The organism is Dactylosporangium salmoneum (genome assembly GCF_039532525.1).
Classification (GTDB): domain Bacteria; phylum Actinomycetota; class Actinomycetes; order Mycobacteriales; family Micromonosporaceae; genus Dactylosporangium; species Dactylosporangium salmoneum.
In genome coordinates this window covers 23300-46682 of sequence record NZ_BAAARV010000046.1, presented here as the reverse complement: position 1 = coordinate 46682, position 23383 = coordinate 23300, and the positions used below count along the sequence as shown (strand labels likewise).

The 23383-nt window shown below is 71.2% G+C and carries 21 protein-coding genes and 1 pseudogene; 14 read left to right on the top strand and 8 right to left on the bottom strand.

What is annotated here, in order from left to right; translation table 11 throughout:
• The first annotated feature begins 22 nt into the window (after positions 1-22).
• From ABD352_RS26290 to ABD352_RS26280, 3 genes and pseudogenes are all read left to right on the top strand, one after another.
• Positions 23-817 (top strand): DUF2249 domain-containing protein, encoded by a 795-nt coding sequence (locus tag ABD352_RS26290; protein ID WP_344615152.1) that lies wholly within the window; start codon positions 23-25, stop codon positions 815-817.
• Positions 818-974: 157 nt separating this feature from the next.
• A pseudogene (locus ABD352_RS26285) lies at positions 975-1295 on the top strand (thiolase family protein); the annotation flags it as partial.
• Positions 1296-1718: 423 nt separating this feature from the next.
• On the top strand, positions 1719-1940 hold the full coding sequence (locus ABD352_RS26280; RefSeq protein ID WP_344615426.1) for a hypothetical protein: 222 nt from the start codon (positions 1719-1721) through the stop codon (positions 1938-1940).
• A gap of 20 nt (positions 1941-1960) precedes the next feature.
• Here ABD352_RS26280 and ABD352_RS26275 read toward each other — a convergent pair whose 3' ends face one another.
• The 3 genes from ABD352_RS26275 to ABD352_RS26265 form a co-directional block, all read right to left on the bottom strand.
• Positions 1961-2425: an Rv0361 family membrane protein gene (locus tag ABD352_RS26275; protein WP_344615151.1), complete on the bottom strand. Its 465-nt coding sequence runs from the start codon at positions 2423-2425 to the stop codon at positions 1961-1963.
• A gap of 114 nt (positions 2426-2539) precedes the next feature.
• Positions 2540-2962 (bottom strand): MarR family winged helix-turn-helix transcriptional regulator, encoded by a 423-nt coding sequence (locus tag ABD352_RS26270; protein WP_344615150.1) that lies wholly within the window; start codon positions 2960-2962, stop codon positions 2540-2542.
• Positions 2963-3008: 46 nt separating this feature from the next.
• Positions 3009-3968, bottom strand: a complete 960-nt coding sequence (locus ABD352_RS26265) for a hypothetical protein (protein WP_344615149.1) — start codon at positions 3966-3968, stop codon at positions 3009-3011.
• Between the two features lie 613 nt (positions 3969-4581).
• Here ABD352_RS26265 and ABD352_RS26260 point away from each other — a divergent pair.
• From ABD352_RS26260 to ABD352_RS26245, 4 genes are all read left to right on the top strand, one after another.
• Positions 4582-5364 carry a rod shape-determining protein gene (locus ABD352_RS26260; protein WP_344615148.1) on the top strand — a complete coding sequence of 261 codons (783 nt, stop codon included), beginning with the start codon at positions 4582-4584 and terminating at the stop codon, positions 5362-5364.
• A 45-nt stretch (positions 5365-5409) separates the two neighbouring features.
• Positions 5410-5760: a TraR/DksA family transcriptional regulator gene (locus ABD352_RS26255; protein ID WP_344615147.1), complete on the top strand. Its 351-nt coding sequence runs from the start codon at positions 5410-5412 to the stop codon at positions 5758-5760.
• A gap of 61 nt (positions 5761-5821) precedes the next feature.
• Complete coding sequence (locus tag ABD352_RS26250) at positions 5822-6163, top strand: hypothetical protein (RefSeq protein ID WP_344615146.1); 342 nt, start codon at positions 5822-5824, stop codon at positions 6161-6163.
• Between the two features lie 88 nt (positions 6164-6251).
• Entirely contained in the window at positions 6252-6581 is a 330-nt protein-coding gene (locus ABD352_RS26245) for a TraR/DksA family transcriptional regulator (RefSeq protein ID WP_344615145.1), read from the top strand.
• Between the two features lie 77 nt (positions 6582-6658).
• Here ABD352_RS26245 and ABD352_RS26240 read toward each other — a convergent pair whose 3' ends face one another.
• Positions 6659-6925: a cation:proton antiporter regulatory subunit gene (locus ABD352_RS26240; RefSeq protein WP_344615144.1), complete on the bottom strand. Its 267-nt coding sequence runs from the start codon at positions 6923-6925 to the stop codon at positions 6659-6661.
• A 248-nt stretch (positions 6926-7173) separates the two neighbouring features.
• On the opposite strand from ABD352_RS26240, the gene ABD352_RS26235 reads away from it, so the two are divergent.
• Entirely contained in the window at positions 7174-8415 is a 1242-nt protein-coding gene (locus ABD352_RS26235) for a PucR family transcriptional regulator (protein WP_344615143.1), read from the top strand.
• A gap of 13 nt (positions 8416-8428) precedes the next feature.
• Here ABD352_RS26235 and gdhA read toward each other — a convergent pair whose 3' ends face one another.
• The gene (gene gdhA / locus ABD352_RS26230) at positions 8429-9775 is read right to left on the bottom strand and encodes an NADP-specific glutamate dehydrogenase (protein WP_344615142.1); all 1347 of its coding nucleotides are present in this window, start codon (positions 9773-9775) and stop codon (positions 8429-8431) included.
• A 476-nt stretch (positions 9776-10251) separates the two neighbouring features.
• On the opposite strand from gdhA, the gene ABD352_RS26225 reads away from it, so the two are divergent.
• A complete protein-coding gene (locus tag ABD352_RS26225) occupies positions 10252-12159 on the top strand; it encodes a sensor histidine kinase (RefSeq protein WP_344615141.1) in 1908 nt (635 codons plus the stop codon).
• Between the two features lie 82 nt (positions 12160-12241).
• Here ABD352_RS26225 and ABD352_RS26220 read toward each other — a convergent pair whose 3' ends face one another.
• Positions 12242-14377 (bottom strand): ThuA domain-containing protein, encoded by a 2136-nt coding sequence (locus ABD352_RS26220; RefSeq protein WP_344615140.1) that lies wholly within the window; start codon positions 14375-14377, stop codon positions 12242-12244.
• Positions 14378-14790: 413 nt separating this feature from the next.
• Between ABD352_RS26220 and ABD352_RS26215 the strand changes: the two genes are divergently transcribed.
• Positions 14791-15426, top strand: coding sequence for a PaaI family thioesterase (locus ABD352_RS26215; RefSeq protein WP_344615139.1), 636 nt, complete (start codon positions 14791-14793; stop codon positions 15424-15426).
• On the opposite strand, the gene ABD352_RS26210 is transcribed toward ABD352_RS26215, so the two are convergent.
• A complete protein-coding gene (locus ABD352_RS26210) occupies positions 15395-16387 on the bottom strand; it encodes a quinone oxidoreductase family protein (protein WP_344615138.1) in 993 nt (330 codons plus the stop codon). The two genes, ABD352_RS26215 and ABD352_RS26210, sit on opposite strands and share 32 nt — an antisense overlap.
• The gene (locus tag ABD352_RS26205; protein WP_344615137.1) at positions 16384-17649 is read right to left on the bottom strand and encodes an FAS1-like dehydratase domain-containing protein; all 1266 of its coding nucleotides are present in this window, start codon (positions 17647-17649) and stop codon (positions 16384-16386) included. The genes ABD352_RS26210 and ABD352_RS26205 overlap by 4 nt, the downstream gene beginning before the upstream one ends.
• A gap of 198 nt (positions 17650-17847) precedes the next feature.
• Between ABD352_RS26205 and ABD352_RS26200 the strand changes: the two genes are divergently transcribed.
• The 4 genes from ABD352_RS26200 to ABD352_RS26185 all read left to right on the top strand — a co-directional run bounded on the left by ABD352_RS26200 (position 17848) and on the right by ABD352_RS26185 (position 23381).
• The gene (locus ABD352_RS26200) at positions 17848-19473 is read left to right on the top strand and encodes an AMP-binding protein (protein WP_344615136.1); all 1626 of its coding nucleotides are present in this window, start codon (positions 17848-17850) and stop codon (positions 19471-19473) included.
• Entirely contained in the window at positions 19470-20630 is a 1161-nt protein-coding gene (locus tag ABD352_RS26195) for a CaiB/BaiF CoA transferase family protein (RefSeq protein ID WP_344615135.1), read from the top strand. The genes ABD352_RS26200 and ABD352_RS26195 overlap by 4 nt, the downstream gene beginning before the upstream one ends.
• A gap of 293 nt (positions 20631-20923) precedes the next feature.
• Positions 20924-22459: an ABC transporter substrate-binding protein gene (locus ABD352_RS26190; protein WP_344615134.1), complete on the top strand. Its 1536-nt coding sequence runs from the start codon at positions 20924-20926 to the stop codon at positions 22457-22459.
• Positions 22460-22532: 73 nt separating this feature from the next.
• The gene (locus ABD352_RS26185; protein ID WP_344615133.1) at positions 22533-23381 is read left to right on the top strand and encodes an SDR family NAD(P)-dependent oxidoreductase; all 849 of its coding nucleotides are present in this window, start codon (positions 22533-22535) and stop codon (positions 23379-23381) included.
• The last annotated feature ends 2 nt before the right edge of the window (positions 23382-23383 follow it).

Sequence of the window (23383 nt, the reverse complement as noted above, 5' to 3'; positions counted from 1 at the left end):
AGAAAACCCGGAAGAGGGTGCCATGTCACAATCGGACGCCGACCGCGCCGCCGCCACCGCGGTCGTGGCTCACCACACGCAACTCGCCGCCGACCTCACCCGTCACGTCACGGCCCTGCGCGCCGCCGCCGGCCTGGGGACCAGCCTGGTATGGCGGCGCGAACGGCAGACACTGCTGCAGTGGCTGCGCGCCGAGCTGCTGCCCCACGCCACCGCGGAGGAGGCGGCCCTGTACCCGGCCGCCGCCGATCGGCCCGGCGGGCGGCTGCTGGTCGAGGGGATGCTCACCGAGCACGAGGCGATCTCCGCGCTCGTGGCGGAGCTGGACACCGCCGGGACGGCGGTCGACGCCGCGTCGGCCGCCCGCGCGCTGGCCGCGGTGTTCGAGGTGCACCTGGCCAAGGAGAACAACCTCATCCTGCCGCTGCTGCTCGACGCCCCGCAGGTCGACCTGGCCGGCCTGCTCGGCGGCATGCACGCCCTGCTGGGCGCCGCGGACGCCCCCGCCGGCTGCGGTGGTGGCGGCTGCGGCTGCGGCGGCGACAGGGGAGGGGCCGACGCGGCCGCGCCGGTGCTCAGCATCGACGCGCGCATCGACGTACGCGCGCTGCCACACGACCAGCGCCACGCCCGGGTCCTGGCCGCGGTCGACGTCCTGCCGGCCGATGCGGCCCTGGTGCTCGTCGCCCCGCACGCGCCACGGCCGCTGCTGGCCGAGATCGATGCCCGCTACCCGGGGCAGATCGACACCGAGTGGCTGCAGGAAGGCCCCGACGTGTGGCAGATCCGCCTGCACCGCCAGGCGGTCACCGTCTGATCACCACCGGTACCTCTCGCGACGCGGCGTCAGAACCGGCGCGCCGCCGGTTCTGACGCGTGTCACCTATGGGCCCTAGCGCTCAACGGACTTTGTGCCCCGTGCGGAGTCCCGCTGAGGATGGTGACGCCCTGAACGAGAGGAAACGAGGCTCACAATGCGCGACGCAGTGATCGTTGGGGCGGTGAGGTCGCCGCTCGGCAAGCGGGGAGGGTCACTGGCCGGAACTCATCCGGCCGATCTGTCCGCGGTCGTCCTGTCCGCTCTCGTCGAGCGTGGCGGCATCGCCCCGGCCGACGTCGACGACGTCATCTGGGGGTGCGTCAGCCAGGTGGGAGACCAGTCGGGCAACATCGGCCGGGTGGCACTGCTCGCCGCCGGCTGGCCGGAGGAGGTGCCGAGCGCGGCCGTCGACCGCCGATGCGGATCGGGACAGCAGGCCGTCCACTTCGGCGCCGCCGGAGTCATCGCCGGTCAGTACGAGCCTGATGGCCATCGTAGGCCGACTCGACCTCGCGACGATCAGGTCGAAGCTCGAGCCGTGGCTCGCGGCGCGCCTCGAGTGCGCCGGCCCCGTCGGCATCACGAACGTCGCCGTACCGCGCGGGAGTGGCTTCTCCACCGAGACGATTCTCTTCACTGCCGAGTGGCGGCATCAGGGTGCTGCCCGATCGGGCGGCTTCGCGGCACGGGTGGCGCCCGACGGCCCAGGCGTCTTCGGGGAGTACGACCTCGGCCACGAGTTCCGGGTACTCGACGCGCTCGGCCGTGGCACGACGCTGGCCGTTCCCCAGGTCCGCTGGTTCGAGCCCGACGTCGGTGTTCTCGGCGCGCCCTTCGTGGTGATGGAACAGATCTCCGGGCGGGTTCCGCCGGACCGCCCGGCCTACACGCTGAAGGGGTGGTGCTCGAGCTCTCCGGCTCTCGCCTCCAGGACGTGCACTACTTCGAGGTGCTCGCCGCCTGGCGCCTGTGCGTCACCGCCTACCGGGCGGGACGGATGCTGCAACGACTGGGCGTGCTGGCGGAGGGCGACGAGCCGCTCAAGCCGGAGAATCCCAACAGGATTCTTCTCGACCAACTCGTGGCCCAGGCGTGCCGCTGTTCGACCTGTCTGCCGTGAGCCTGCCGGTCTGCGGCCGCTCAGTACGGGCGGCCGCAGATCTTCCAGTCCCCGGACTCCTTGAGCATCGGGAACGCGTGCTGCTCTGAGAACCCGCTGTCCAGGGTCAGCGTCATCGTCGCCGTGGCCGTGGTGCGCCCGTTGATGCTGGCGACGTTCACGCCGGTCGTCTTGTGCGCCGTGATCTTCGGCTGCTTGGCCACGCCGTCGGCGAACGCGTCCTTCGTGTAGGCGGTGCGGGTGCCGGCGCACAGCTGCTCGTACGCGGCGTCGGTGTCCCCGTGCTCGAGGTTGACGACGAACTGGTTCGCCGCGTCCAGCGCCGGGCCGGTCGCCTCCTTGACGCCCTTGAAGAGGAAGTACCCGCCGACGCCGAGGCCGCCGCAGCACAGCACGAGCACGGCGCCCACGACGATCAGGACGACGCGCCAGGTCTTCTTCGGCGGCGGCGCTTGCGGCACGGCGTACGGCGAGTAGTTGGCCACGGCTGATCATCGTAGGCGACGCCGTCAACAGTCGGCGCCGGTCGAACGGTGGCCGCGGGGCGACCGGGAGAATCCGGCAGAAGAGGCACCCATCAGGAGGCGCGTCGGTGGACCTCAGGCTTGCGTGCGGGCACCGTCGAGGCGGATGCGGACGGTCCGCAGCAGGTCGATGAGGGTGGCCAGTCGCTCGTCGTCGAGGTCGGCGAGGCCGAGGGTGGCCTCGGGGTGCATGGCCTGCATGGCCTGGCCGATGAGCGCGCCGCCGTCGGGGGTGAGCCGGACGGTGCGGCGGCGGGCGTCGGCCGGGTCGAGGTGGACGCTCACCGCTCCCCGGTCGGCCAGGGTCTTCACCGTCTTGGACACCGCGGGCTGGTTGACCTCCATGGCGTCGGCGATCTCGCCGATGGTGCAGCCGTCCGGGTGGCCGGTGAGGTGCAGCAGCAGGCTGGTGTGGGTCATGGTCAGGCCGAGAGGGCGCAGCGCCCGGTTGAGCCGGGTCGTCATCAGCTGGTGGACGATCGCGAGCTCGCGCAACATCGCGCCCTGCTGTTGTGGTCGTTGTGGCCGGACCATGCACCGCCTCCTACTTGATGTTGAAGATCTGCACGACGTGCGGGGTGTCGACGAGCGTGTGCGGCGCGACGGCGTGGTAGGCCCACACGTGAACCCACGCGTTGCCGGTGCGCAGCGTCAGCACGCTCTTCACCATGCCAGGCCCGGTGTACTGCAACAGCAGCAGCCCGATCGACACGGCCGCGCCGGCGGGGGAGGACAACACCGTCCACGCCTCGAAGAAGTGCAGCAGCGCGTAGGTCAGGCCGCCCAGCACGACGGTCGCGGGGACCGAGCGGGTCAGCGCGCGGTAGCGGGGCAGCAGGATCGAGTACACCAGGACCATCGTGGGCAGCGCGGAGCCCAGGAAGTACAGGCCGAACGCCGTGGGCACGCCCTTGACCAGCTGGGACGGGCTCAGGTGCAGCACGGCGTCGCTCAGGCCGCCCAGCTCGTTGAGCGACTCCAGGACCATGACGACCAGGATGACCAGCAGGTCGTTGCGGCGGTTGGACGAGCGCAGGCTCAGCTGCTCAGCGGTGTAGCGCTGGCGGAAGTACAGCCAGGGCAGCAGGGCGTAGACCACGAAGTTGTACCCCGCCCAGACGTACGCCTCGTATGGCGTCACGTGCTGGTGGCCGTAGAGGGTGCCCGCCAGGTGGAAGCTGATCGGGTGCTCGCCCAGCAGCCGGCCCAGCCCCGCCCCCACCAGCTGCCCGGCGGCGGCGTAGCCGAGCACCCCGGCCACCTCCCGCCCGGCGATGCGGCGCTGCGGCGCCCGTGCCCCCAGGTCGACCCCGGCCCGCTTGCGGGTCAGCAGCCAGATGACCCCGATGAGCAGCGCGACCACGACCAGGTTGGCGTCGGCGGAGGCAGCCATCGTCGCCGCATCGGTCACCCCGGCCTTGTCGGCCAGGGTGAACACCGCGAGGTTGGCCACCACCACCGCGCCGAGGACGATCCACAACGTCTTGGACTTGAACAGTGACATGAGGGGGTACCGCTCCGCTCCGTGAAAAAAAGCATTCTGTGGAATACGTTAGCCATCGCTGGGGCCCGAGTCAAACATTCCATGGAATGGGGTCTCCGTGGACCCGCGGCGGCTCGCGCCGCCTCCCCGAAGGTCGTCCCCGCGCGATCGGCGGTGCAGGCTCGGCGACCGGACATTGCCGATCGTCGGCAATGGGGCAGCCGTGATGTTGCCGACCGGTGCCGGTGTATGCCGGTGGCCGGTCGTCGAAGCTGGAAATTCCTTTACGGCGCGACGTCCTGGGGTGGTGACGATGACGACTGGCGTGTTGCCTGGCAAGCGAGCTGCCGCCCCGGTCGCAGTCCGCCCCGTGCCGAGCGGTTCGCCCGATCCCGGGCCGGCGTGGCTGAGTGCCGCCGGGGACCGGGTCGGGCACGCGCGCGTACGCCGGCAGCCGTCGCCGCCCGGCCGGAACGGCCAGTCGACCACGGTTCGCTGACCGGCGGCCATCGCCGCAATCGGCAACCGGGCCCGCGCAGGCCCGACCCGCTGCTCGTCCTTCTGCTCGGACCGGCAGCCCAATATTTCCTGTCACCGTCACGGACCGCTTTCGGGTACCCGAGAGGAGAAGCCAGTGCTCACCGAATCGAGCGAGATCGCCGACGAGGCCATGCCACACGAGCCCGCGGCCGTGGGGGTCGACCTCGGCAGCGCTCACACCCGGGTCTGGGCGTCCGGCCGAGGTACCGTGCACGCCGCCAACCCGGCGCCCGGCGCGACGCAATGGGCCGGCGCGGTTGTCCGGGGCCGGATCGCCGACCCGGAGGCGACGCGCATGGTGCTGTCCGGTCTCCTGTACGGCCACCGGCGCCCGCTGCCCGCCGGCGTCGTGGTCGTGGCATGCCGCCCGGTGGGCAGCGACGCACGGGCGGAGCTGGCCTTGCGTGATGTGATGACGACCGTGTTCGAGCCGGCCCGGCTCTTGTTCATCGACAGCGTGCGCGCCGCCGCGATCGGCTCCGGCGCGGCGCCCGGCCCGTTGCTGATCGCCGACGTGGGCGCACACGTGACCGAGGTCGCCGTGCTCTCGGGCGGCCTGGTCGTCGCGGCCGAGCGGCGCGACGTCGGACTGCACGATCACGCCGGTGGGCCGGACGCGGACGCGGCGGTCATCGCCGCCGTCACCGACCTCATCGGCCGCGTGCGCCGGCACCCCCGCCACGGCCAGGCCATCGCGGCGGCGGTGCGCGGCGGCCTGCTCCTCGTCGGTGGCGGCGCGACACGCCCGCGGCTGGCTGCCCGCATCGCCGGTGCGGCCGGCGTTCCGGTACGCCATCCCGCCGCACCACATCTGGCCGCCGTGCGTGGCGCGGGCCTGGCCGCACTCGCCGCGCTGCGCCGCGGTGCCATGCGCTGACCGGCTCCCACCGGCAGCGCACCACGGAAAGGAGCGACCGCCGCCGTGACGTACCCCAGCACCAGCATCGCCACAGCGCTGCACGAGCAGCTGGAATCGCAGTACGCGCAGCACATCGCGCGGTTGACCACGCTGACGTGCCGCCCCCGCAAGGGCGCCGAGGACGAGGCCGCGATCGCGGCGGCGCGGCACGCGATCGCCGAGACGGCCCGAGCCCTGCAACGCATGGCCGACGGCAGCTACGGCCGGTGCGAACGCTGCAAGCTGCCCGTCCCGGACGCGCAGCTGCGCCACCGCCCGACCGCCCGCGCCTGCCTGCGCTGCCGGCTCGCTCCCGCCAGCCTGCCACGGCTGTGCACCGCGACCACGGCGGCGCCATCGCGCAGCGGGCGCTGACCGATTTGGTTGTGCCGCCGCATCCTGCGGATGCGGCAACCAGGAACGAGGAGATTCGACCGTGTACACCCTGAGCAGGCAGCGAGAGCTCGATGTCCTGCGCGTCCTCCTGCAAGAGCATCGCGGCCGGTACCGCACGCAGCTTCGCCTGCTCGACCAGCCGCAATCGCAGCAGAGCCCCCGCACCCTCGACCGGTCGACATTGGAGGCGGCCACGTCGCGCCGGCTCGACGACATCGAACGTGCGCTGCATGCCCTGGAACACGGCGGCTACGGCGTCTGCGCGAGATGCGTGCGCGACATTCCGATCGATCACCTGGCACGGCATCCGGCAGCCAACCAGTGCCCCGTATGCAGCAACGCCCGACCGCCGGCACCGGCCGAACACCGGCACGGCGGGTAGCGCAAGCGGCGCCAAAGCCCAGGGGCGAAGTCATTCGGGCTTCGGCCCCTTGTTGTTTTCCGATCCACTACGAGCACAGGACGGGACCATGAGCGTTGACATCGATGTGTCGGACCAGAATTGGCTTGCCGGCGTGCGGGCGTCGCTGAACGACGACCTCACGGCCCAGACAGCCCGGCTCAGAGAACTCACGGAGATGTCGGCGGACACCGGCGATCCCGGTGAGGCGCACAACCGGGCGGCGCTGGTGGCCGCCACCCGGCAGAACCTCGAGCGGACCACCGGCGCGTTGCGCCGGATCGCCGAGGGCAGCTACGGCCGATGCGAGAAGTGCGACGCGCCGATCCCGGCCGAGCGGCTCGAGATCCTGCCGCACGCCCGGTTCTGCATGCCGTGCCAGCGGCACCACAACGGTTGATGGTGAACGCCGGGCCGGCGGCCCGCACCGGCAGGGAGTGTGGTGCGGACCGCCGGCCCGGCGGGCTCTACGGCCGCTCAGCGGCGCGCGTCAGGGGCCGGCAGCCGATCGTCGCGATGGCCGGCGTCGGTGACGTCGAAGATGCCCAGCAGACCCGCCAGCGCGACCGCCTCGGCCGGGGTCAGGGCGAGGCAGCAGCCGGCGTCGGGATCGCCGTCAGTGCTGTGGATGAGCACCCGCCGGCCGTCGGCGTCGTGCGCGATGACGCCCACCCGGGTCCCGGCGGCGCTGGTGAAGGTCCGGCAGGTTCCGATGCCCGGCAGCGATGTGCGTTCGATGTCCATGAAACTCCGAAGACCTCTTCTACCGCGTTGGTGGTTGCCGGGCGGATGTCGACCGTGTCGGGGCGGCGCGGGTCCCGCTCGCATCGCCATGGTTGCCGGATACCTCGGCCGCACACAGTGTCACGGCGAGCAGACGGCGCCGGATTAAACTGCCGGTGACCGGCAAATAAGGGCTCGATCGGCCGGCCACGGTCGACAAGGAGCGCCGACGGGCGCGTGGCTGAGATGCAGGAATGAGGTGACCGGGCGTGGCCGACAACAGCCGGCGCCGGCGTGGCGCCGCTCCCGAGCCGCCGCAGGCGCAGCAGGCGTGGCTCGCCGACGTCGCCACCGCCGCCGCTGCCGATGCCGGCGGTGTCCCGGTCGGTCTGCTCGGTGACTACCTGCCGATGCTGGCCGACGCGGCGGTCAGCGGACGCCGCCCCAGGCGCGCCGAGCTCGAAGCGGTGGGCCGGCTCGGCCGGCAGGCCGCCGAACAGGGCATCTCGGCCGGGCGCGTGGTGCAGCTGTACCTGTCGTCGGCGCGGCGGCTGTGGCAGGACCTGCCCATGGTGGTGCGTTCCCGCGACAGCGAGGTCGTGCGCGCCGCGGCGGAGGCGGTGCTGCACGTCATCGACGACGCGGTCGCCACCCTCGCCGAGGGCTACGCCGTCGCCCGCCGCGACCTGGTCCGCCGGGAAGAGGCGCTGCGCCGGGAGCTCATCGACGACCTGCTGCGCGGGGACTCCGACCTCGGCAGCCTCGTCGAGCGGGCGGAGCCGTTCGGGCTCGACCTCGCCCGGGTGCACCAGGTGGCGCTGGCCGCGCCGAGCCGGCGGCTGCCGGACACCGACACGGCGATCAGCGCCCTCGAGGCGGTCATCTTCGACCGGCTCGGCGACCGTGACGTCCTCGTCGCCACGAAAGAGGGCCTGCTCGTCGTGCTCGCCCCGGCCGAGGCCGCCGCGGCCGGCGGCACCGCACCGGCCGGGCAGGACAACGACCTCGGCCGGCTGATGCACGGCGAACTCAACCGGCTCCGGCACGGACGACCCTGGCGGGTGGCGGTCGGCCGCCCCCACCCCGGCCTGTACGGCATCGCCCGCTCCTACGAGGAGGCCCGCGAGGCGCTGACCATGGCGGGTCGACTGCACACCGACAAGGCCGTCATCTCCGCCCACGACCTGCTGGTCTACCGGGTGCTGCTGCGCGACCAGCCCGCCATGGTCGATCTCGTCTCCGCGGTGCTCACCCCGCTGACGCAGGCCCGGGGCGGCGCCGCACCGCTGCTGGACACGCTGGACGCCTACTTCGCCACCGGCGCGGTGGCCACCGAATCAGCCAAGCGGCTACACGTGTCCGTGCGCACGGTGACCTACCGCCTCGACCGGATCAAGACCTTGACCGGCTACGACGCGGCCGACCCGGCCCACCGGTTCACCCTGCAGGCCGCGGTGCTCGGCGCCAAGGTCCTCAACTGGCCGGCCGAGAGGCTACCGAGCACCACGTAACCAGCAGCTGCGCTCAGATCAGGCCCTGGGCGAGCATCGCTTCGGCGACCATCCGGAATCCGTCGATGTTGGCGCCGGCGACGTAGTTGCCCGGCATGCCGTACTCCTCCGCGGTGGCGTAGCAGCGGGCGTGGATGTCGCGCATGATGCCATGGAGCCGCTGCTCCGAGTACTCGAACGTCCACGAGTCGCGGCTGGCGTTCTGCTGCATCTCCAGCGCGCTGGCGGCGACCCCGCCCGCGTTGGCGGCCTTTCCGGGAGCGAAGCGCACGCCGGCCTCGGCGAAGAGGCGTACCGCCTCCGGCGTCGTCGGCATGTTGGCGCCCTCCACCACGGCGATGCATCCCCCGGCCACCAGAGCGGCCGCATCCTCGGCGTCGATCTCGTTCTGGGTGGCGCTCGGGATGGCGATCGCGCACGGCACCTCGCGCCACAACCCGTTTCCAGGCGTGAACGTCGCGTGCGGGCGGTGGCGGACGTACTGCCCGATCCGTTCCCGCTGTACCTCCTTGACCTCCTTGAGGACCGACACGTCGATGCCCTTGTCGTCGAGCACGTATCCGGACGAGTCGGAGCACGCGACCACGACGCCGCCGAGCTCGTGGATCTTCTCGATCGCGTAGATCGCCACGTTGCCGGAGCCGGACACCACGACCCGCTTGCCGTCGATGCTGTCACCCGCGGCGCGCAGCATCTCGTCGGCGAAGAACACCGCACCGTAGCCGGTCGCCTCCCGGCGCACCTGAGCGCCGCCGTAGACGAGCCCCTTGCCGGTGAGCACCCCGGACTCGTACCGGTTCGTGATGCGCTTGTACTGCCCGAACAGGTAGCCGATCTCGCGGCCGCCCACGCCGATGTCGCCGGCCGGCACGTCGGTGTACTCGCCGATGTGGCGGTACAGCTCCGTCATGAACGACTGGCAGAACCGCATCACCTCGCGGTCGGAGCGGCCCTTCGGATCGAAGTCCGACCCGCCCTTGCCGCCGCCGATCGGCATGCCGGTCAGGGCGTTCTTGAACAGCTGTTCGAACCCGAGGAACTTCACGATCCCGAGATAGACCGACGGGTGGAACCGCAGGCCGCCCTTGTACGGGCCCAGCGCGGAGTTGAACTCCACCCGGAACCCGCGGTTGATGTGCACCTCGCCGCTGTCGTCCTCCCAGGGCACCCGGAAGATGATCTGCCGCTCCGGTTCGCAGATCCGCTCGATGATCTTGGCCTGCGCGTACTCGGGGTGTTTGTCCAGGGCGGGCGCGACGCTGTCGAGCACCTCGCGTACCGCCTGATGGAACTCGTGCTCACCAGGGTTGCGGTGCATCACCGTGGTGAAGATCGAGTCGAGTTTCTCCCGGGTCGACATGGTCATCCTTCCGGCGTGGTTCGTCTGAGCATCGGCCAAGCCGAGTAGCGAGACATCCACACCGTTGTGGACCATCACTGCGTTTGTGTGCGGCGGCGTCGGCTGTTCGTGAGGCGTCCGTTGTCCGTTCATGATCGCACCGTGCTGACTATTTAGTACAGCGGCTGTGACGGACGCACGGCAACCCGGGCGGGCATCCGCGTCGCTGTCGGAGAGGAGGCACGGGCAGGGCGGCGCTATAGCAGCCTGCATATGCCGCCATGGCGCCCGGTGCGCCCGGAACGCTGTATGGACAAGGTGCGCCGGCGCCGGATCTCGCCTGGCCTGGGCCCTGATCTGCGCGGCGTAAGCTGGACGGGGCTTGGCAAGGGATCGATGCGGTGTTTCGAGTATCAGGCCAGCGGTGGGATGATTCGGGCCGCCGCGATACGTATTCTTCGGCGCCGGTGACGCTCGCCCGAGGGACACGGGCATTGTTGGCGCGGCTGTTGCCGGCCGTCCCGCCACCGGCTCCGCTGGCGGTCGGTGCCGCGGCGCTGCTCATCGCGGCCGAGACGTTGGTGCTGTACGGGCTGCGTGGTGTCTCTTACGCCGGCCAGCTCGGCGAGATCTATCTGCTCGGCGTCCTCGTCATGGCGAGTGTCTGGGGCGTGGCGGCGGGCGTCGCGACGGCGGCGGCCAGCACCGTCGCCTTCAACTATTTCCTGATCGCGCCGTCCGGGCTCCATCTCACGCTGCGTCGTGACTTCGAGCAGGTGGTCATCTTCATGGTCGCCGCGTTCATCGCCAGCGGCATCGCCAACCTGGCCCGATCGCGCGCGATCGAGGCAGCCCAGCGCCGGGACGAGGCCGACTTCGCCGCCGAGCTGGCACGCCGCACGCTGAGCAGCGACGACGTGCCGGGCGCGCTGACGGTGGCGTCGCGCCGCCTGGCGAAACTGCTCGAGCTGCCGTACGCGTCGATCGAGTTCGGCGACGCGCCGCACGATGGGTACGACGCCGTGCTGCTCCTGCGCGATCAGGGCACCGCGCTGGGCGTGCTGCGGCTGCCGGCCGGCACCCCGCCGGCGACGCTGGAGCGGGCCCGGGCCCGGATCGTGCCGTCGCTGGAGGCCGTCCTGCGGGCCGCGAGGGACCGCGAGGGGATCATGACCTCGCTGCGGGCGAGTGAGCGGGAGTCCACGGCGCTGCTGGTGCAGCAGGCCGCCCTGCGCCGCGTGGCGACGCTCGTCGCCGCCGGTGCCGCCCCGGCGGAGGTGTTCGCCGCGGTGACGCTGGAGCTGTGCCGGCTCTTCGACGACTTCGGCGCGGCGCTGATCCGATACGAGCCCGACGGCACCGTCAGCCGGGTGTCCGGCTGTGACGAGTCGGGACGCCCGCTGCCGCCGGCGGCGAGCATCGGGATCGAGGGCAACAACCTCGCCAGCACCATCGCGCGCACGAGGCGCAACGCCCGGGTGGACGATTACGAGACGGCGACCGGCCCGATCGCGGTGAACATGCGCGCCCTGGGCATCCGCGCCACCGTCGGGGTGCCCGTTGTCGTCGAGGGCCAGCTGTGGGGCATCACCGTGATCATGTCGTCCCGGCCGGGGCCGATACCGGCCGACGCCGAGGAGCGCCTGGTCGACTTCACCGATCTCCTCGCCACCGCCATCGCCAACGCCGACAACCGGGCTCAGCTCATCGCGTCCCGAGCCCGCCTGGTCACCACCGCCGACGAGGCGCGCCGCAAGTTCGAGCGGGACCTGCACGACGGCGCTCAGCAGCGGCTGGTGTCGCTGGCGCTGGAGCTGCGGATGGCCGCGGACTCCGTGCCGACCGAGCTGCCGGGGGTCAGGAGCCTGCTGCACCAGGGCGTGCAGGGCCTGAACGACATGCACAAGAGCCTGCGCGAGCTGGGCCGGGGCATCCACCCGGCGTTGTCGTCGCAGGGCGGCCTGGCACCGGCGCTCAAGGCGCTCGCCCGCCGCAGCACCCTGCCGGTGGAGCTCAATCTCGACATCCCGCAGCGCCTGCCGGAGCGGGTGGAGGTGGCCTCGTACTTCGTCGTGTCGGAGGCGCTGGCCAACGCTGCCAAGCACTCGCACGCGTCGGTCGTCCTCGTCGCCGCGACGGCGGACACCACGAGGATCCGGTTGTCGATCCGCGACGACGGGATCGGGGGCGCCGACGCCGGCCGGGGCACCGGGCTCGTCGGCCTGCAGGACCGGGTCGAGGCGCTGGGCGGCCGCCTGGCCGTCGTCAGCCCGCCCGGGCAGGGAATGGCCCTGACGGCCGAGATCCCGCTCGAAAACGGCGACCTCGAGTACGGTGACGTGGACAATTTCGCGCAGCGGCGGGCGCCGGGAAGTGTCAGCGGCGTCGACGACCACCGGGCCTGACGCCCGCATCGCTCGCAGGGGCACCCGGCTCGTCGTGCGCGTCCGCCGCCGGCCCACGGGGGTGGGCCGGCGGCGGTACGGGTCAGGAGTTCTTCAGGGACGACATCCAGCTCCGCAGCTGGCGGACCTGGCGGTCGAGCTCGCCACGAGCCTCGCCGGTGCCCGCGGCGGGCGAGCCGGCGATCGCCGTGATCTTGTTGAGCGATGTGCCCGCGGCGTTGTAGTCCTGCCGCAGGTAGGCCGCCTGGGCGTCGTCGAGCAGCGCGGCGGCAGCCGCGGCGGACTCCGGCGTCAGGGTGCCGGCCGCGGCGCCGGAGGTGATGAGCGTGCGGGTCTGCCGGAAGGTCGAGCAGTTGGCGTCGCTCTGCCCGGCCGTCCAGTTGATGCCGGCCAGCAGGATCTGGGTGAACGGGTCGCGGCTGTACTGCGCCCGGTCGTGGCCGAGGATGAGCGAGAACTCACGGCCGCCGTCGTACTCCTGGCACCACGCGATCGGGTGGTCGCCGCCCATGAGCGGCAGCGGGTTGGTCGCCGCGTTGCCGCTGTTGAGGCTGCGCCGGTAGGACTCCTCGTCGAGGCTCAGCAGCGTGTGCACCTCGGCCCGCGGGTTGTGGTCGAAGTTGTACAGCTCGTCGATGGTCAGCCAGGTCTTCGGCAGGTGCGCGGTGGCCGGGTTCGTGCTGTCCTCGGTGTTGACCCGCACGTTGATGCAGCTGCCGCAGGTGCCTTCGCCGTTCTGGCCGCCCGGGTGGTTGGTGAACCACGCGCCGACCAGGTCGCGGTACCACGCAACGTTGTGGATCGCGTCCGACGCGCCGTGCAGCGCGACGTAGCCGCCGCCGGCCCGGATGTACTCCTGGAACGCGGCCAGCTCGGCGGCGTTGAGCGCGTCCGCGCTCGCCGGGCTGTTCGCGTTGGTCCCGTCGACCGGCGAGGAGAAGATGATGGTCTTGTACTTCGCGAGGTCGGCGCCCGAGGTGAACGGCGTGCTCGTCAGCGAGGCCGGGGCGAGCCGCGGGTCCCAGACGTCGACGTCGAACCCGTGCTGCTGACCCCACTGCTGCACGAGCAGCGCGGAGTCCGGGATGTGGTCGTGCCGGAAGCCCTTGGTGGCCGAGAAGTACAGGACCCGGAACTTGGCCCCCGGGAAGTTGGTCGACGCCGCGAGCGGCACGACGGGCGCGATCGGGTCAGGCCCGGCGACGGGCGTGACGATCATGCCGGTCTCCGGATCGCCCGGCAGCTCACCGGCGATCTGCTGCTGCAGGTAGCGGGCATCGCCGACGAGCGTGTCCCGGACCTGGCCGGACTTCGACCCGCCCTGGGCGGCGGCGACGAACTGGTTGAGGGCCCGCTTCGCCTGGTTGGCGTTGCCCGCCTCGGCGAGGCTCGCCGCCTCCGCCAGCTTGGCGCGCAGGTCGGCCGCGAGGCCGGCACCGATCGCGCCGTCGCTCGCGAAGCCGTCGATGAGGGTGCCGAGCTCGCCGAACGACGTGGTCACCACGAACGTCTGGTCGAACCGCGCCGCGTTGCCGGCCGCGTCACTGGCCACCACGCTGATCGTGTGCGCACCCGTCGACAGGGTCGAGGTGCGCACCGGCAGCGGGGTCGTCTCGGTCTGGTCGATCCACATCTTGTGGATGAAGACGCCGCCGGAGCCGGGAGCGGGATCGGTCCGGGTCGGGATCAGCGTGGCGGTGTGGCCTACCTTGCCAGCGACGATGCCGGGCCAGCTGACGACCGGGGCGACGGTGTCGATCCGGACGGTGATGGTGCGGGTGGTCTCGACCGAGTTGTCGCCGCTGACGGCGCGGTACCCGACCGTCGTGGAGCCTTCCTGCGTGATCTTCACCGACCCGGCCAGCGCGCCGGGGTAGGGGGCGCCGGCGGACACCGCGGTCTGGAAGGGTGCCGCGTTGCCGAGGCGGTATTCCAGGCGCTGTACGCCGCCGACTCCGTCGGTCGCCGACAGGTTCAGCGTGACGGGCCCTCGGTACCAGCTGTTGGTGCCGGTCGCGACAGCCGGGGTGAGCGTGGCCGCTGCGCTGGTCGGCGCGGCCCACGCCGAGGCGGCGAGGACAAGCGACCCGACGGACATGGATGCGGCCGGCAGGGCGACGGCGAGCAGGCAGCGGACCAGACGCCGGCCGGGGTCCCCGGCCGTGCGGGCGGATGGGCCTGACCGTAGACCTTGTGCGGTCGGAGGTTGGCTGGACATGCACTTCCTTCCAGTTCCGAGGTGGGACGCGGAGGCCGGCCTCGACGAGCGAGGCGCGCGTGGCGAGCGGCGGACCCAACGTCGGACGGGGTCAGGGTGTTGCCGGCTCACCGGTCGCGTCGCTGCTTCGAAGCGTCCCGGGGGTGTGGGGGCTGGAGAACGATGACCTTGAACAATCGGTCGGCAGAATCGTAGCCCAGAACAAAAGTAAATAGTATTTCTAACTAACTTTCATACGATCAAACAAAAGTTTTAGCTAGATAGCAAAAAGCTAGATGGCTTTGCGTTCGAGTGCGGCCGGATCGAGGGACCGGCCTTGACCGGTCGGTGCGCCGTCGATATCTTCCAAGCAAACGCTTGGTAGAATTGGGGCGGATGGAATGACTGGGTCGCCAGCGGCGGGGGATACCGGCTTGGGCCAGGACTGGACGCAGCTCGAGCGAGCGTTGTTCGACCCTGCCGGACACCCCGGCCGCGTCGCCGTCGCCGAGGCGGTCCGTGAGCTGATGCGGGCCGTGGCGACCACGACCGCGGCGACGGACGACGAGCTGGGGGAGGTCGCCGGCCGGCTGCGCCAGATCACGGCAGGGATCGTCGCCGGCGACCGATGCGTGCGCTATCCGCTACCCACCGGGCCGTTCTCCGGACGGGTACTGGGCTCGGGCGACCCGGTGTTCGGCATGTTCAACCCCGTCGCCGGCCCGCTGGTGGTGACCATCGAGCCGGACGGCACGGCGGCCGGCGTGTTGACGCCGTCGCCGCTGTTCGAAGGACCCGGCGGCGCGGTGCACGGCGGCTACACCGCGTTCCTCGTGGACGCGGTCATGGGCACCCTGCTGCGGGCGCTCGGCATCTCGGCGCTGACCGGAACGCTCTCGGTCCGTTACCTCGCCCTGACGCCGCTGGCCCGGCCGCTGCACCTGTCCGCCTGGGTCGAGTCCACGGACGGACGGAAGGTCACCGCGGCGGCACGGATCACGGTCGACGGCCGGCCGACCGTCACGGCGACCGGCTTGTTCATCGCGGCGGCCGGGCCGGCTCAGGGGTGAGGACCACCCGGCCGAAGAACGAGGACTCCTCCAGGTAGCGGTGGGCGTCCGGCGCCTCGCTCAGCGGGAACACCCGGTCCACAATGGGCTTCGCGCCGGCCGCCAGCATCAGGTCCAGGCAGCCGCGCAGGTGCGCCGCGACCTCGTGCCGGTCCGGCCGCCCGATGCCGTGGATGTGCCAGCCCTGCGTCATCAGGCGGCCCAGATGGAGACTGGCGCGGGCTCCCGCCGTCACGCCGCAGGTCACGATGCGGCCGTTGCGCGCGAGCAGGCGTAGCAGGCTCTCGTACAGGGCGCCGCCGACGGGGTCGACGATGACGTCCATCTTGGCGCCGCCGGAGGCCGCGAGCACCTGTTCGACCATGTCCGGCGAATAGTGGTTGACGGCCGCGTGGGCGCCGTGGGCGCGGGCCGTGGCGCACTTGTCCTCGGTGCCTGCGGTGGCGTAGACCTCCGCGCGCAGGTGGGCCCCGAACTGCAGCGCGAAGCTACCCACCGCGCCACCGGCCGCCACCACCAGCACGCGCTCACCCGGGCGCACTCGCGCGATGTTCACGACCGCGTCGTATGCGGTGCGCCCAGCGGTGGGCAGCGCCGCGGCCTCGGCGAACGACCACTGCGGTGGCTTCGGCATGGTGTGCAGACCCGGTGCGAGCGCGTACTGCGCGTGCGTCTGCCGGCCGAGCGCGATCACCTCGTCGCCGACGCGGAACTCGCGCACGCCGGCGCCGACCGCCGACACCACGCCGGCCATGTCCCGCCCGAGGATCTGTGGTTCGGTGGCCGCCATGCCGTGCGTGCCGTGGCGGATGTAGGTGTCGACCCGGTCGAGGCTGGCCGCGGCCACCCTGACCAGCACCTCGTCCGGCCCGGGGACCGGCCGGGGCACCGGCTCGTGACGCAACGGCGCATCGCGCCGCGAGCACGGCACGACCGAGGCGTACATGACGTCGTCGCTCATCGCGGCAGCTCCAGGGTGCACCGCGCCACGAGGTGGTCGCCGAACGAGTTGTAACCGCGAACCGAGACCTCGAGCAGGTCCCGGTCGTCCAGCTGCCGCTTCTCCGTCACGGTCCCGGTGAGCGTGAGCGTGTCGCCGGGGTGGTTCTGCCGGTGCAGGCGGACCTTGACCGCGGTCAGCAGCGCCTCGGGCCCGGCCCAGTCGGTAAGGAAGCAGTTCACCAGGCCGGTCGAACCCAGGATGTTCATGTAGACGTCACGGGCGCCGCGCAGCACGGCGGCATCCCGGTCGAGGTGGACGTCGTTGAAGTCGTAGGTGGCGGTCGCGAGCGCCGCGATGGAGGCCTGGGTGATCGGAATCGGCCACGGTGCCAGGAGGTCGCCGCGCTCCACGTCGCCGAGTCTGATCGTGTGCTCCCGCCTCGGCGGCCGGATCGGCTGCCATGCCGCGAGCGTCCCCCCGGCCTGGTCGCGCACGTGGATGACCTCCACCCGCATCCCCGTCAGCACCGCGCCCGGCTCGACGTTGAGGACGTCGGCGACCAACCGGCTGCCGTCGTCGAGCTCCGCATCGGCGATCACATACGGCCGCTCATGCGCGGGGTTGACGGCATAGCCGGGCTGCAGGACCGAGCGCACCCGCGCCGTCGTTCCCGCCGCCGGAGGCTGATGGTCGCCGCCGCCCGGACGGCACAGCGGTCCGCGCCGGTCCACCACCGCATCGACGGCCGTCTTCGCCGGCCCGGAGCCGGGGTCCCAGCGGAGGATCCGCATCATCGCCCGGCCGACGACCTCGCCCTGCTCGGTGGCGTACTCGTTGACGAGGTCGACGAAATGGCCCTGGCCGAGCGCCGTGCGCTTCTCCTCGGAGACCGCGCCGATGCGCATGGTCTGGACGAGGTGATCGCCTGGGCGCAGTGGCCGCAGGTACTCGTGGTTGTTCTCGACCGCGGCGACCGACGTGAACCCGCCCTCGGCGAGCAATTCGGTGATGACGTCCAGCGGCTCGCGATGGTGCGCCCGGCGATTGCCCGGCAAGGTCCACATGTTGAGCGACGCGGGCGGGGCGATGATGCCACCGAAGCGCGACCGGCCGGCCCAGGCCGGGTCCTGATAGAGCGGGTTGTCGTCCCCGACCGCCTCACACCAGATCCGGATCGAGGACGCGGTGATCGGGTCCTTGGCCCGGCGCGCGACACCGGGCTGGTCGACCACCGCGCGCAGCCTGTTGAGGAACGACGTCCTGTCCGTGTCGGTCGGCAAAGCTGTTCTCCTTCTCGGACCAGGGGGTGCGGACGGCATCGGGAGCCAGCGGGGGCGGCGGTGGACGAGCGGGATGCCGCGATCGACCTGCGACTGTATTGACTCGACTACCGGTCGTTGCTAGCTTCTACCAAGCGCTTGTTAGGTTATCCGGGGACCTCCCGGAGTAGCAAGGGCTCTCAATGAGGAGGCGGTGCGATGGCGCCCACATCGGCCCGGCCCCGCGAGGTCACATCGGTCCTGCGTGCGGTCGAATCCGGTCTGGCACAAGGCAGCCCCACCACGGTCTGGTTCGACCACCAGCCGTACCCGCTCGCCGAGCTGGACCGCTTGTCGAACCGGATGGCGAGCTACCTCGCCGCGCGGGTGAAGCCCGGCGACCGGGTCGGTGTGATGGCCCGCAACGGGCTGACCGCACTGCTGGCCTGGTGGGGTTCGGCGAAGTGTGGCGCGATCGTGGTGCCGTACAACACCTCCAACGTCGGGGAGTTCCTGCGTCACCAGGTGACCGACAGCGCGCCACGGCTGCTCGTGGCGCAGGCGGAGTTCGTGCCGGAGCTGATGGCCGGTGCCGCCGGCCTGGACGTGGTGGAGCTCATCGTCGAGGGCGCGGACGTCGCGGTGCCCGGCTTCGCCGGTCCCGTCGTCGACATCGACGCCGCCCTCGCCGCCGGCGACGGCGACTACCAGGGCCCCCCGATCGACCCACGGGATCCGAGCCATCTCATCTACACGTCCGGGACGACCGGGCCCTCGAAGGCGTGCGTGGTCAGTCACAGCTACGTGTGCAACATGGCGCTGGACATGGTCGAGAACGTCGAGCGCCGGCCCTCGGAACTGCTCTGGACCGCGCTGCCGATGTTCCACCTCGCCGCGGTGGCGCACCTGACCGGGAGCGTGCTGATCGGCGCGTCGATGAGCCTGGCCAGCCGGTTCTCGGTGCGCCGGTTCTGGGACGACATCGAACGATCCGGAGCCGGCATCGCCGCGCTCATGGGGTCGATGCTGCCGATGGTCGCCCAGGCGGATGAGACCGAGGCGGCGCGCCGGGTCAAGGGGCAGCTGCGCGTGGTGAGCGGCTCGCCGGTGTCGGCCGATCTCGCCGCGCTGTGGCGGGAGCGGTTCGGCGTGCAGCGGGTGGGCGCCGGCGCGTACGGGATGACCGAGGCCTCGCTGATCACCTCTACGCCGCCGGACCAGTACCGGGCGGGCAGCGCCGGCAAGGAGAACGACTCGTTCGAGGTGCGCATCGTCGACGGCGATGGACAGCGGGTCCCACCCGGCACGCCGGGGTCGATCGTCTGCCGGCCCAAGCGCCCGGGCGCAATGTTCGACGGCTACTGGCGTCAGCCCGAGCAGACGCTCGCCGTCTTCCGTGACCTGTGGTTCAACACCGGCGACCTGGGCCGGATGGACGAGGACGGATACCTCTACTTCGTCGACCGGGGCAAGGACTACCTCCGGCGCGGCGGCGAGAACATCTCCAGCTACGACATGGAGTCCGTGCTCGGCGCCCACCCGGACATCGTGGAGGTCGCGGTGCACGCCGTTCCCTCGGCCCTCAACGAGGACGAGGTGAAGGTGACCGCGGTCCGCCGCGCCGGCAGTGCGCTGGGCGAGCACGAACTGTTCGAGTGGTGCCACGGGCGCGTGCCGCGGTACGCGATGCCCCGCTACATCGAGTTCCGCGATCAGCTGCCGCGCAACCCGGTGGGCCGGGTGCTCAAGCACAAGTTGCGCGCCGAGGGACTGACGGCGACGACCTGGTCCGCCCAGAGTTCCCGGGGGCCGGTCGCCGAGCCCGCCGGGAACCGGCCCACGTGAGCGCGCCAGGACGGTCGGGTGCGCTGGCCGGGGTGCGGGTCATCGAGATCGCCGCGCTCGGGCCGGTGCCGTTCGCCGGCATGCTGCTCTCCGACCACGGCGCGGACGTGATCCGGGTCGATCGGTCCGACCTGTCCGAGGCGCAACGTCAGCATGCCCGCCGCAACCTGCTCAACCGCGGCCGGCGATCGGTGTCGCTCGACCTCAAGTCCGCCGCCGGCCGAGCGGCGCTGCGCCGCCTGGTCGGCGGGGCCGACGTGCTCATGGAGGGCTTCCGCCCCGGGGTGGCCGAGCGGCTCGGACTGGATCCCGCCGACTGCATCGCGGACAACCCGGGCCTCGTCTACGCGCGAATGTCGGGCTGGGGCCAGACAGCACCCAACCGCGGCGAACCCGGACACGACATCAACTTCCTCGCCGTGTCCGGCCTGCTGGACACCATCGGCACGACCGAGTCGGGTCCGGTCCCACCGGCGATGTACCTGGGCGACTTCGCCGGCGGCGGTCTCACACTCGCCTTCGCCATCGCCGCCGCGCTCGTGGAACGCGCCCGATCGGGGCGCGGGCAGGTCATCGATGCGTCCATCCTGGACGGTGCCGCGCAGTTGGGCATCGTGGTGCAGAGCATGATGGCGCAGGGGAGATGGAGTCCGCGGCGGGGGACCAACGCGTTCGACACCGGAGCGCCGTACTACGGCGTCTACGCCACGCGCGACGGCCGCTACCTGGCGGTGGGGGCCTACGAGCCGCAGTTCTACGCCGCGCTCCTGCGGGTGCTGGAGCTCGACGACGTCGACGTCCGGGACCAGGACGACCAGTCGCGCTGGCCGGAGCTCAAGGCCCGTATTGCGGGCATCGTCGCCGGCCGCGACCTCGATGACTGGGTGCGGCGGTTCGACGGTGTCGCGGCCTGCGTGACGCCGGTGCTGACCATGGCCGAGGCGATGGGAGATAGCCGTTACCATGCCGAACGCGCGTACGTCCGCCACGACGGCGCCTGGCAGTCGGCGCCCGCGCCGAGATTCTCGCTGACACCGGCGGCGATCGCCTCGGCCGCGCCCGAGCCCGGTGAGCACACCGCCGAGGTCTTGCGTGAGCACGGCTTCGACGAGGCGGCGATCGATCGGCTCACGCCCGGCAACCCCGGCGGTTCGTAGCCGCCGCGTGGACCGCCCCGCGCAATTCGGGCGCCAGAAAAAACGAATATTGCATCTGGATGACGGTGCCGTCGCACGTCTGCCGAAGCGTACGGAATCGTGTTCCGGCGCGCCGCGGTGGACTTGATCCGACGGTGCCGGATTGTGCTGTGCGGATCTCAATTGTGCCCGGTTCTCGGGGTCGAACTCCAAGGTTGTCGCTTTGTCACGACCGTTGACCGGCTCATTGTCCGATGCTAGCTTCCCTATCAACCGCTTGGTCGACACCCCAAATCCGTGACAGGAGTAATCGCATGAGGCGATTGCCTAAACTTGTCTTCGCCGCTGCCTTGACAACGCTAATGATCGCGGTCGCCGCATGTGGTGGTAAGTCCGACACCGGCAATACAAATCAGGGTGACAAGACGCTGCGCTTCGCCGGATTCGGCGCGCCCATCCGGTCTTGGGACCCGCATCGCGACGGCCGGCCCGCATCCAACCTCCTGCTGTTCGCCGTCTACGACCGGCTCATCCACCAGAGCCCGGACGGCAAGCTCATCCCGGGTCTCGCGCTGGAGTGGAAGTTCACCGACCCGACCACGTTCGAGATGAAGCTGCGCTCCGGCGTCACCTTCCACGACGGCACGGAGTTCAACGCCGAGGCGGTCAAGGCGAACATCCAGCGCGCCAAGACCATCGACAACGGGGCCGGACCCTGGGCCGGCCCGCTGGGCGTCGTCGACACGGTCGAGGTCGTGGACCCGAGCAACGTGCGGTTCAAGCTGAAGACCGCGTCGGCGTCCCTGCCGGCCCTGCTCTCCGACGCCGCGGGCGCGATGGTGAGTCCTGCCGCCTTCACCACGGTCGACCTCAACTCGAAGGACGCCGGCGCCGGGATGTACAAGCTCGAGAAGTGGGCCACCGGCGGCAGTGCGACCTTCGTCGCCTACGACAAGTACTGGGACCCGAAGGCGATCGGCTTCAAGAAGATCGAGATGCCGTTCCAGCTGGACCAGCTACGGCGTCTGGACATGCTGAAGGCCGGCGCGGTGGACGCCACGTTCGGCCACACCACGTTCGTCGACGGTGCGATCCGCGCGAACCTCGACGTCAAGCCGCAGGCCGGCATCAACTCCTGGGTGATGAACCTCAACCGCACCGTCAAGCCGTTCGACGACAGCCGGGTTCGCCTCGCGATCGCCCACGCCATCGACCGGCAGTCGCTGATCAAGGCGGTGCTCGCCGGCCAGGCGGACGACAACCAGCAGCCGTTCGCGGAGACGAGCGAAGGCTTCGACAAGACGATCGGCAAGACGCCGTACGACTACAACGTGGACAAGGCGAAGCAGCTGCTCGCCGAGGCCGGCTACGCCAACGGCCTGAACTTCACGTGTGCCGTGGTCGGTGGCAGCGGCGGTGCCTACGCGCAGTACCTCGAGGTGGTCAAGGACCAGCTCGCGAAGATCGGCGTCAACCTCGAGATCAAGCTCGTGGAGTCGGTGACGACCGCGCTGCTGGTCGACAAGTCCGTCAACTGCGCGGTGATGCCGTACGGCGTGCTCTCGCCCATCGTCGCGGCGAAGCAGCTCTTCGGCACCGGCGGGTACATGAACGCGGGCAAGGTCGCCGAGCCGGGCATGGACAAGCTCGTCGCGGCGCTGGACCAGCCCCAGGACGACAAGGCCCTCAGCGCCTCCTTCGACGCGGTGATGAAGCAGGTCATCGACGAGGGGCTGTACATCAGCCTGTTCTACGAGAAGTGGGCCGTGGTCTCGAGCAAGAACGTCAAGGGACTGCAGTTCTACGTGGGCGGCCACTACACCGAGTTCCGCAACATCAGCGCGAGCTGACCAGACAGCGCCAGGCCGTACCCGCGGATCCGCGTGTTCGCGGGTACGGCCTCCAGCACAGTGAGGTAGGCGAATGACAGGGCCACTGGCGGGCCAGGGCGCACTCATCACCGGGGGCGCGGGCGGCTTCGGGACGGCGATCGCCCGGGCACTGGCCCGCGACGGCGCGGCGGTGACGTTGCTGGGGCGCACGGAGGGGAAGCTGCGCTCGGCCGTCGACGACATCACCGCCGGCATCCCCGGGGCACAGGTGCGCTTCGTGGTCGGCGACGCCGCGGCCGAAGCCGACGTCGAGCGCGCCGTCGCCGTCGCGGACTCGACCCCGCTGCGCATCTGCGTCGCCACGGTCGGCGGCGGCACCATGGGGTCGGTCATGATGCTCGACGCGGCGACCGTCCGGGCCGACTTCGAGCGCAACGTGATCACCGCCCTGCACCTGATCCGGTTCGGCGCCGCCGCGATGGCCCCGCACGGCGGCGGATCCGTCATCTGCACCTCGTCCACCGCCGGCGGCTTCCCCTTCCCGTTCATGGCGTCGTACTCGGTGGCGAAGTCGGCGCTGGAGGCGCTGGTCCGGGTGTCGGCCGACGAACTGGCCCACCTCGGCATCCGGGTCAACGCCATCCGCCCGGGCCTCGTGCCCACCGGCGCCGAGAAGCCGGGGATCCTCGCCGAGGACGAGGAACAGCGGCAACTGGTACTGCGCGAGAAGCCCTTGGCGCGGGTCGGGACCGTCGAGGACGTGGCCGCCGCCGCGCGGTACCTCGCCGGGCCCGAGTCGTCCTGGGTGACCGGCGTCGTGCTGCCCGTCGAGGGCGGCAGTCACCTTCGGCGGGCCGCGGACCTGGAGCGGCTCGCCCGGCACATCCACGGGGACGACGCGGTCGACCGTGCGGTGCGGGGCATGCTGCCCGCCCGCTGACC